This is a genomic window from Actinoplanes couchii, assembly GCF_016862075.1.
GTDB classification, from domain to species: Bacteria; Actinomycetota; Actinomycetes; order Mycobacteriales; family Micromonosporaceae; genus Actinoplanes; species Actinoplanes couchii.
Genome location: NZ_BOMG01000161.1, coordinates 1 through 8716, shown reverse-complemented (window position 1 = coordinate 8716; position 8716 = coordinate 1). Strand labels below are relative to the sequence as shown.

11 protein-coding genes are annotated in these 8716 nt (G+C 70.8%); 5 read left to right on the top strand and 6 right to left on the bottom strand.

Annotated elements, in window-relative coordinates:
- Positions 1-72: 72 nt before the first annotated feature.
- Complete coding sequence (locus tag Aco03nite_RS52055) at positions 73-603, bottom strand: DUF2716 domain-containing protein (RefSeq protein WP_203810642.1); 531 nt, start codon at positions 601-603, stop codon at positions 73-75.
- Between the two features lie 30 nt (positions 604-633).
- Entirely contained in the window at positions 634-1458 is an 825-nt protein-coding gene (locus Aco03nite_RS52050) for an alpha/beta fold hydrolase (RefSeq protein ID WP_203810644.1), read from the bottom strand.
- Between the two features lie 83 nt (positions 1459-1541).
- On the opposite strand from Aco03nite_RS52050, the gene Aco03nite_RS52045 reads away from it, so the two are divergent.
- The gene (locus tag Aco03nite_RS52045; protein ID WP_203810640.1) at positions 1542-1823 is read left to right on the top strand and encodes a hypothetical protein; all 282 of its coding nucleotides are present in this window, start codon (positions 1542-1544) and stop codon (positions 1821-1823) included.
- Here Aco03nite_RS52045 and Aco03nite_RS52040 read toward each other — a convergent pair.
- Together Aco03nite_RS52040 and Aco03nite_RS52035 are read right to left on the bottom strand one after the other, a co-directional pair.
- Positions 1798-2307, bottom strand: a complete 510-nt coding sequence (locus Aco03nite_RS52040; protein ID WP_203810638.1) for a GNAT family N-acetyltransferase — start codon at positions 2305-2307, stop codon at positions 1798-1800. The two genes, Aco03nite_RS52045 and Aco03nite_RS52040, sit on opposite strands and share 26 nt — an antisense overlap.
- A complete protein-coding gene (locus tag Aco03nite_RS52035; protein WP_203810636.1) occupies positions 2304-2834 on the bottom strand; it encodes a TetR/AcrR family transcriptional regulator in 531 nt (176 codons plus the stop codon). Before Aco03nite_RS52035 ends, Aco03nite_RS52040 begins: the two co-directional genes overlap by 4 nt.
- An 85-nt stretch (positions 2835-2919) precedes the next feature.
- Between Aco03nite_RS52035 and Aco03nite_RS52030 the strand changes: the two genes are divergently transcribed.
- Positions 2920-3834 carry a TIGR03564 family F420-dependent LLM class oxidoreductase gene (locus tag Aco03nite_RS52030; protein WP_203810634.1) on the top strand — a complete coding sequence of 305 codons (915 nt, stop codon included), beginning with the start codon at positions 2920-2922 and terminating at the stop codon, positions 3832-3834.
- Here Aco03nite_RS52030 and Aco03nite_RS52025 read toward each other — a convergent pair.
- Positions 3801-4403 carry a hypothetical protein gene (locus tag Aco03nite_RS52025; protein WP_203810632.1) on the bottom strand — a complete coding sequence of 201 codons (603 nt, stop codon included), beginning with the start codon at positions 4401-4403 and terminating at the stop codon, positions 3801-3803. The genes Aco03nite_RS52030 and Aco03nite_RS52025 overlap by 34 nt on opposite strands.
- 4 nt (positions 4404-4407) lie before the next feature.
- Positions 4408-6273: a glycoside hydrolase family 5 protein gene (locus Aco03nite_RS52020; RefSeq protein WP_203810631.1), complete on the bottom strand. Its 1866-nt coding sequence runs from the start codon at positions 6271-6273 to the stop codon at positions 4408-4410.
- A gap of 45 nt (positions 6274-6318) precedes the next feature.
- Here Aco03nite_RS52020 and Aco03nite_RS52015 point away from each other — a divergent pair, with 45 nt between their 5' ends.
- The 3 genes from Aco03nite_RS52015 (at position 6319) to Aco03nite_RS52005 (ending at position 8614) form a co-directional block, all read left to right on the top strand.
- Positions 6319-6966 (top strand): GNAT family N-acetyltransferase, encoded by a 648-nt coding sequence (locus tag Aco03nite_RS52015; RefSeq protein ID WP_239146153.1) that lies wholly within the window; start codon positions 6319-6321, stop codon positions 6964-6966.
- A 32-nt stretch (positions 6967-6998) separates the two neighbouring features.
- A complete protein-coding gene (locus tag Aco03nite_RS52010; RefSeq protein WP_203810628.1) occupies positions 6999-7343 on the top strand; it encodes a hypothetical protein in 345 nt (114 codons plus the stop codon).
- An 83-nt stretch (positions 7344-7426) separates the two neighbouring features.
- Positions 7427-8614: a serine hydrolase domain-containing protein gene (locus Aco03nite_RS52005; RefSeq protein ID WP_203810626.1), complete on the top strand. Its 1188-nt coding sequence runs from the start codon at positions 7427-7429 to the stop codon at positions 8612-8614.
- Positions 8615-8716 lie beyond the last annotated feature (102 nt).

Here is an 8716-nt window from a genome sequence, read left to right as displayed (position 1 = left end):
AGAGAAACCAGACCCGCTCGACACGCTTGATCGGCGCCGGAAGAGCGGACTGAAGGAGTCCGCCGACACGGATCAGTTCTTGCGCTTCGCCGGCAGCCACCGGGCAAGCTCCGGGGCGAGCGCCGCAGTCAGGTCACCGCCGAACACGCAGATCGTCTGTTCCCCGGGGTGACCGAAAGTGCCCTGGTCAAGATCCTGGGTGAGGAACGCGTGATAGTCGTAGGCGGGAAAGGCCGAGACCCTCCATGACTGACCTTCCGCGGCCTGCAGATGAGGCCAGAACCAGTACGACGAGTGCTGCCAGTCCAGAGCGACCAGCGGAAGGTCGGCAGGCAGGACGGCGGTCATAGCGGAAAGAACCTGTTCGTTCAGCGCGTCCTCATCGCCGGAGAAGCCTCCGGAGAAGCCGCCAGGAAAGGCGTCGGCCTGCTGGAAGACCGGACTGAGGTCGAACGTCACCGAACCGGCCGGCTCCTCGATCGCCGGCCAGGTGGCGGGTTCCGTCCCCGGGCGGAAGTGGAAGCGGTCGTGGAACGGAGCCCAGAACCGCTCGTGGTCCGGAATCCGCTGCCACGCATCGTTGTCCCACCTCGGCCCGCTCACGAGACAGATCATCGCGAATCGGGCGACGGCTCAGTCGAGTGCCCGCCACGCCGACCAGCCCACGTCCCGGATGAAGTCCTTCAGTAGCCGTACCCAAGCATGGGGTTGATCCAAATGAACGTCGTGGCCGGCGTCCGCGACGATCGTGTGAGTGACCTCGGGGCCGGATGCCAGCATCCGCTGCACCTCGGGCTCGTCGATCAGGCCGCGCTCGCCGGTCACCAGCAGGACCGGAGCCGTCAGACTCTCCCATTCCGCCCATCGGGCCGTCGCCGCTACCTCGGTGATCGCCGCCCGCATGATGTCGGCGTCGAAGCGCGGCCACAGCCCGTCGGCGCGCTGCTCCAGGTCACTGATCCACGCCGCGGCGATCGGCGTCCCGCCGAGGAAATCAGCCGCGGCCGCCGCATCCGGGAACGGCACCGGCCACGACGCGAACCAGTCGCCGAGCCGGGCCGGATAGTCGGCGCCGGGCGGGCCTCCGACGCCTGCTTCCAGCAGCACCAGACGGCGGACCAGATCGGGATGCCAGGCGGCGGTCAGCAGCGCGGTGTGCCCGCCCATCGACTGACCGGCAAGGGTCACCGCCTGCCCGCCGGAGAGCTGCCCGATCACGGCGGCGACGTCGTCGGCGTACGCGCGCCGGGAAAGATCCGCCGGCCGGCGGGTGGAACGGCCGTGACCGCGCAGGTCCGGCACGATCACCAGGTGCTCGTCCACCAGGGCGGCGGCGGTGGGCAGCATCTCCCGCGCGCTTCCGGCCAGCCCGTGCAGCAGCACCACGACGTCGGGCCCGGTTCCGCCGACGAGGCAGGACAGCGTCACGTCGCCCCGCTGGACTTCAATGGTGTTGATGGCGCACTCCGTGTCGACAGAACCGGCTCGTGGCCGGGTTGGGTGATGTCGCCGACATCGAGATCAACAGCGAAGGACCAGGCTTGCCGGTATGGGTGACACCGCACCGTCCCGGAGCACGGCCGTTCGGGTGGACCGAGCTCGGCGACGAATTCCTCGTGCAGGTCAGTGCCGTCGGTGGCCGCCGGGAGATGGGCCCGGGTTCTGGAGGATCTTCGGTGATCGCCGGGTGCGTGTCGGAGACGTTCGCCGACCGGCGCTCCCGGGCCACAGCGACGCTGCGGGACGGGCAGGAACAGGTGGAGACCGCGCTGCGCCCGTGGACCCGCCGGCAGATGGTCACGCGGTATCTGCCGTATCGCTGAGTGTCCGCTCGTACCAGGTGCCGTCGGCGCCGCCGAGTTCGGCCGGATCGGCCGGGCCGACGGCCGTGAAACCGCTGTTGAGCAGCACTTTGCGGGAGGCGGCGTTGGTGTGCGCGGTGGCCGCCCGCAGCCGGTGCAGGCCGTGCCGGGTGGCCGCGAGCCCGCACAGTTCCCGGACGGTCGCCGTGGCCAGGCCGCGGCCGGCGGCGTGCTGGGCGACCCGGTAGCCGAGGATCGCCGAGCCGTCCGCCAGGTCGTACAGGTTGAACCGGCCGAGGACCGCGCCGTCGTCGTCGACGAGCAGGTAGAACACGCAGATCCCGGCCCGCTGCTCGGCGAGCAGGGCGGCGAACCCGTCGGCGAACCGGGTGAAGTAGCCGTCCCCGCGGTCGGTGATCGAGGCGGCGAAATAGGCGCGGTTCGCCGTCTCGAAGGCCAGCACCACGCCGGCGTGGTCGGCGTGCAGCCGGGTCAGCTCGGTCATCGACCGACCTTACTGGACAGCAGGCCGAGCAGGCGGTCCAGGCGGGCGGGGTCGGCGGGCAGCCGTTCGTGTGCCCAGGCGATCCCGTTGACCACGGTCAGCAGGTCGGTGACGTCGATGTGGTCCGGGTTGCCGGTCCGGTCGAGCAGCGCCGCCCCCGTCTCCCGGATCTGTTCGTGGCAGGCGGCCAGGGCCGAGTCGGTCCCGGCGGTCAGCAGCTCGGTGGCGACCAGGCCCCGCATCGAGGTGGCGTGCACTGCCACCGCCCGCAGCCAGATGCGCAGGGCGTCCGCCGGGTCGGGGTGCGCCAGCAGGTCACGCCCGGTGGCGGCGAGGGTGTCCACGTCCGCGGCGATGATCGCGACGAGCAGGTCCTGCACCGACGCGAAGTGCCGGTAGAGCGTGCCGGGCCCGACCCCGGCCCGCTGGGCGATCTTGTTCAGGGAGGCGCCCGCGCCGTGGGCGGCGAACTCCTCGCGGGCCGCGGCCAGCACCCGGTCGCGATTCTGTCGTGCGTCGACCCTCATGGCATCCCGCCCGTTGCATTTCCGGAGAACCTCTCCGTATATTACCGCAGACAAAGCGGAGAGGTTCTCCGGAAGGGAGCGACACATGCGCATCGGCATCCTGATCGGCGAGACGGCCGGCCCGGCCACCCTCGGCGAGCTGCGGGACCACGCCCACGGCATGACCGACGTGTGGTGCCCGCAGGCGCTGGGCTGGGACGCGTTCACCGCCCTCACCGTCGCCGGCCTGCGCGAGCCGCACGCCCGCCTGGGCACCGCGGTGATCCCGGTCCGCCAGCGGCATCCGCTCACCCTCGCCGCTCAGGCGCTCAGCGTGCAGGCCGCCACCGGCAACCGCCTCACCCTCGGCATCGGCGTGGGCGTCGCGATGATGGTGACCGGCATGTACGGCCTGCCCGCCGACCGGCCGGTGGCCTTCATGCGGGAATACCTGGCCGGTCTGCTGCCCCTGCTGCGCGGCGAGCCGGTCGCGGTCGCCGGTGATTTTTTGACCATTGCCGGTACGGTCGACGTGCCCGGCGCCGAACCACCCGCGGTCCTGCTGGCCGCCCTGGGCCCGGCCATGCTCCGGCTGGCCGGATCGTCCACCGACGGTGTCGTGACCTGGATGACCGGACCCCGCGCTCTCAGCGAACACGTCGTCCCGCTGGTCACCGCGGCGTCCGCGAAACCGCCCCGGATCGTCGCCGGCCTGCCGGTGTGCGTCACCGCCGACGCCGACGGCGCCCGTGACCGGATCGCCGCCCGGTTCGGGCTGGCCGCCCAGGTTCCCGAGTACCGGCGCGTTCTGGACATCGAGGGTGCCGGCGGCGCGCCGGACGTGGCCCTGATCGGCGACGAGGAGACGGTGTCCCGAGGGCTGAAACGCCTGGCCGAGGCGGGTGTCACCGAGTTCGCGGCGGCCCCGTTCGGCACCGCCGAGGAGAAGCGCCGGACCCTGGAGTTGCTCCGCGCGCCGGCTTCGGGTCACGACGACGCGTGTTCGACCCCGGCCAGGTAAGCGCCGGCCCGGCGGTAGTAGAAGAGCTGGTAGAGCGGCAGGAGGGTGAACGCCGCCGCGGCCGCTCCGGAGGCCACGATCCGCCACGCGGCGCTGCCGTCGGCCAGGTGACCGGCGAACTGGATCAGGTTCAGCACGGCGGCGAAGACGAATGGGATCGTCAGAATGCCGGTGATCTTGCGGATCCGGGTGGCCTCGGCCACCGCCAGCCGCTGCTCGTCCGGCGGCAACGCGGCCCCGGTGCGGATCGCGCGTGTCACCCGGCGGCGGGTGTGCCGGTCGGCGCCCAGCATCGGCGACACCCAGGACCCGGTGCGCCGGCGGACCGTGCGGACCATCAGCGCGATCAGGCCGGCCGTGAGCAGCGCGATCCCGCCGAGGACCAGCAGCGGGACCACCGGGCGGCTGCCCACGCGGGCGAGCACGACCCCGATGAAGACGAGGCCGGCGACCGCCACCGTGCCGGTGATCAGGTAGTAGACACGCACCCGGCGGGTGGCGCGTCGACGCATCTCGTGATCGCCCTGGATGTCCACACCGGACTGCTGCCCGGTGTGGACGCTCGGCAAACGGTCAGAGTTTGCGGCAGTACAGGGCGTCCGGCGTCTTCGACGAGAAGATCCGGCCGGTCCAGGCGATGCCCGCGGCGTACTCGTCGTCGGCGCACTGGCCCTTGTAGTGGCCGCTGGCGAACTCGCCGCCGGGGTTCCCGGCCGGGCGGCTGTCACCACGGTCGAACCACACGGTGCGGGCCGCGCCGGTCGTCGACACCCCGGCCGCCGCGCACAGGGCGCTGGAGACGGCGGCGCCCCGGACGGCGTACCCGATCATCGCGGCCCCGGCCGGGCACTGGAACTTGGTGTACCCGGACGCCCAGTCGCTGCTGACGAACTGCTGGCCGGTGACCACCTGATGGGTGTTCCAGGAGAGCGTGACACCGGTGTTCGTACACAGGCCGCGGTTTCCGGTGTGACTGAGACCGATCAGGCGCTGGCCGTCCGGGCAGGCGGCCTTGCGGGCCCCGTTGTCCCAGTCCCCGGCAGCCCGCATCCGGTGGGAGGCCACGAAGTCGGCGTTGTCGGGGCTGAGCATGGACCGGGACGCGTCCGGGGCGACGTACCCGCGCAATCCGGTGTTGATCAGATTTTGCCAGGCGCCGGACCGCCAGTCGCCACCGTCGGTGATGCCGCTGCGCGCGCCGGAGCGGTCCCAGAACAGCAGCCCCCAGCCGTTGGCCGCGCGCCGCTCCGCCCAGCCGACCACCGGCCAGTACGCGAAGTCGGCGTCCGTGGCGATCAGATAGTCGGTGAAGTTGGCGAACCACTCCCGCTGTTTCGATCCGGCCGCCGCGTTGCCGTCGACACCGAACTCGCTGATCCACACCGGCGCGGTGAAGTGCTGCCCGGTCTCGGCAGAGACGAAAAGAGCATCCCGATTGAGTACGGTGAACAGATCGGCCCTGCTCAGGTCCCGGTAGCGCGGATCGGTCGTCTCACCGGTGCCGGTCGCGCCGCTGTGGTTCGGCCCGGTGTAGTCGTAGAAGTGCGCCGCGTAGACCAGCTTGTTCGACCTTGTCAGCGTGTGCGACAGGGTCCGCACCGGTTTCAGCGTCGGCCGCTCGTGGGCGAACCCGTCGACCGGGATCCCGGTCCAGTTGATGCCCTCCACGATGATCAGCAGGTTCGGGTTGGCCTCGCGCAGGATCCGGTCGCCGAGCCGCTGCGACGCGGTGAACCAGTCGTGATCGTTGCCCCAGCCCCAGTTCGGGTCGTCCAGGACGGTGCGGCGCACCTCGTTGTACAGGTCCGCGCCGACCACCCGCGGATTGTTCGCGTACCGGCGGGCCATCGTCAGCCAGGTGTCCTCCCACTGCGCGGTGCTCTGGGAGGTGTTCCAGCGCTCGTTGCCGTCGACGCCGCAGCACCAGCGGGTCGTGGTGGTGTGGTTGTTCAGGATCACCGCCAGCCCGGCATCGGTCAGTGCGGCCACCACACCGTCGTACACCTGCAGTGGTGTCTTGCCCCGGAACTGCGGGTTGGCGGCCACCGCGGTGTCGGTGACCGGCCGGGTGTCGCGGGCCATCTCGCTGGAGAACGGCAGCCGCACACTGTTCAGGCCGATCGCCCGGAACCCGTCGGCGATCGCGGCCACCGGCGTGCGGTCCAGGCCGAGCGGGGTGCGGCCGGCGTTCTCCCCGGCGTGATGGTTGGCGTCGTCGAGGTCGCTGCCGGAGCCGGTCCAGGTGCCGCTGGCGCCGTGCCAGTTCCCGGATCGCAGCTTGAACCGGTTTCCGTCGGCATCGACGATGTACCGGCCGCGGGTGCTCAGGGGCGCGGTCCACCCCGGGTCGTCGGCGGCCCGGGCGGGGCTACCCGGCGTGATCAGTGAGGCGAGCAGGACGAGGGCGAGGATTCGGCTGATGTGGCGCACGGCACACATTCTAAAAACAATGCTTTCTATTCGGTACGTCGATATCTTGCGCTCGTGACCCACACCTATCCGCCCCTGAACGTGCGGATCCGGACACCCCGGATCACCCTGGCCGGCGCCTCCGACGACCTGCTGGAACGCCTGGTTCCGCTGGTCCGGGCCGGGATCGCCGACACCGAGCCGTGGCCGTTCGACGACCCGATCGCCTTCTACGCCGACAGCCCCGAACGCGAGTGGCGCTGGCTGCGCGGCATCTGGGCCGGCCGCGGCAAGGTCACCCCCGACGCGTGGCGGCTCTACTTCGCCGTCCTGGTCGACGGCGAGCCGGCCGGCATGCAGGACCTGACCGCCCGGAACTTCACCCGCTTCGGTACGGTCACCAGCTTCTCGTGGCTGGCCCCCGGTTTCCGCGGGCGCGGCCTCGGCCGGGAGATGCGCACCGCCATCCTGCACCTGGCGTTCGCCGGCCTGGACGCCCGCGAGGCCGGAAGCGACGCGTTCACCGACAACGAGCCGTCCAACCACATCTCCCGCGCCTTGGGCTACGAACCCAACGGCACTGACTGGGACACCCGCCGCGGCCAACCGGCCCTGATCCAGCAGTGGCGCTTGACCAGGGAAAACTGGGAGAAGAACCGCCGCGACGACATCACCCTGTCCGGCGTACCGCAATGCCGGGAGGTTTTGGCTCTTCCGAAATAGCCGAGCCGGGCCAGGAATGCGATGATCGGCGGGTGCTGGTGCTCCCGGAAGGGCCGTGGACGGACTGGGATGTCCAGGAGTTCGACAGCTCGCGCCTGCGCCTGGCCGCCAACCACGATCTGACCTACGCCCACGGCCTCGAGGTCGTCTTCACCGACGTCGCCTATCTGGCGTGCCCGGCACAGTTCCTGGATCCCGTCTTCCGGGAGCCGGCGCCCGCCGAACGGGAACTGGTGCGCGCCTACGTCGGCGAGTACCCACCGGTGATCGTGGCGTTCGACGTCGAGTCACTGGCCGGGCCGGGGACACTGCCCTGCCTGATCGCGGCGGAGACGGTCGAGATCGTGGTCGGCACCGTCCACCGCCGTCAACTCTAGGGGTGTCCCCCCGGACGAGATCAGGGTCCGGAAAGGGATTTTGCCGGAGTTCCGGGACGGCGGGGGCGGGCAGGGTGCAGATCATGCGTAAACGTGCTGCTCTTGCCGTCACCGTCGTGGTGACCGCCGCGCTCGGGGTTCCCGCCGCTGCCTCCGCCCAGCCGGCACGGTGCCGCCTCGAACCGTCCGCGCCGACCACCCTGCCCGCGCTCTCCGCGACCAGACTTGCGGCCGCCGTCGGCGACGTGCCTGTCGCACAGGGCGGGTTGCCGGACGCCGAGGCCAGCGGGGCGCTGGCGCAGATCCGTGGCACCGCCGGCTGCTGGCAGGGCACCGCCGGCATCGGTGACGTCCGGACCGGCGGCGACGTGCCGCAGAACGGCAGGTTCCGGATCGGGTCGATGACGAAGGTCTTCACCGCCGCCGTCGCGTTGCAGCTGGTGGCCGAGGGCAGCCTGGATCTGGACGGGACCGTCCAGCAGTACCTGCCCGGCTTCCTCCCGGCCGACTTCCCGGCGATCACCGTGCGGCACGTGCTGACCTACACCAGCGGCCTCAACGGGATCGGGGTTCCGCACAAGACACCCGCCTGGTTCTTCGAGCACCGCTACGACCACTGGGCGGACGGCAGCCAGATCGACGTGACGAAGCCGCCGTCGTTCACACCGGGGAAGTATCAGCGGTACGGCAACGTCGACTACTGGATGGCGGGCCTGCTGATCCAGAAGGTGACCGGCCACAGCTGGGAGCGGGAGGTCCACGACCGGATCATCGAGCCGCTGGGCCTGCGGGGCACCACCACGCCGGGCGACGACCCGCGGATCCCGGGCCGGTACTCGCACGGATACGAGGCGACCGACGCCGGCTGGGTGGACGTGTCGGCGGCCAACCCGTCGTTGCAATGGTCGGCGGCGGCGATCATCTCGACCCCGCAGGACCTGGACCGTTTCATGGTGGCGCTGTTCAGCGGCCGGGTCGTGCCGCCCGTCCAACTCGACCTGATGTTCACGATCCCGCCCGGCACCACGACCTACGACGGCGACCAGGACGACACCAACAACCCGGCTGCGGCGTACGGGATGGGCCTCGGCGCCTTCCAGGTCGGCCCGCTGACGGTGTGGGGCAAAACGGGCGACCGGCCGGGTTACGCCAACGCGATGGGCGCCACCCGCGACCTGACCCGGCGTCTGGTGTTCTCGGTCAACACCCTGCACATGGGCGGCGACCAGCCGGTCCGCGCCCGCCAGATCATCGGCGCCGCATTCAGCTGACCGTCTTTCCGCTTTTTCTTCAGTTCGCTGGTCCGCAGCCGATCAAGCGGGTCTGGTTTTCCGCAACCGGGTGGCACCGGTTCGGGTTCTGGACCCGCAACC

Coding starts and splice junctions, on each gene's coding strand:
- Aco03nite_RS52040 (WP_203810638.1), bottom strand. CDS start 2,307: ATGACCGAGCTGACCCGGCTGCACGCCGACCACGCCGGCGTGGTGCTG.
- Aco03nite_RS52035 (WP_203810636.1), bottom strand. CDS start 2,834: ATGAGGGTCGACGCACGACAGAATCGCGACCGGGTGCTGGCCGCGGCC.
- Aco03nite_RS52030 (WP_203810634.1), top strand. CDS start 2,920: ATGCGCATCGGCATCCTGATCGGCGAGACGGCCGGCCCGGCCACCCTC.
- Aco03nite_RS52020 (WP_203810631.1), bottom strand. CDS start 6,273: ATGTGTGCCGTGCGCCACATCAGCCGAATCCTCGCCCTCGTCCTGCTC.
- Aco03nite_RS52005 (WP_203810626.1), top strand. CDS start 7,427: ATGCGTAAACGTGCTGCTCTTGCCGTCACCGTCGTGGTGACCGCCGCG.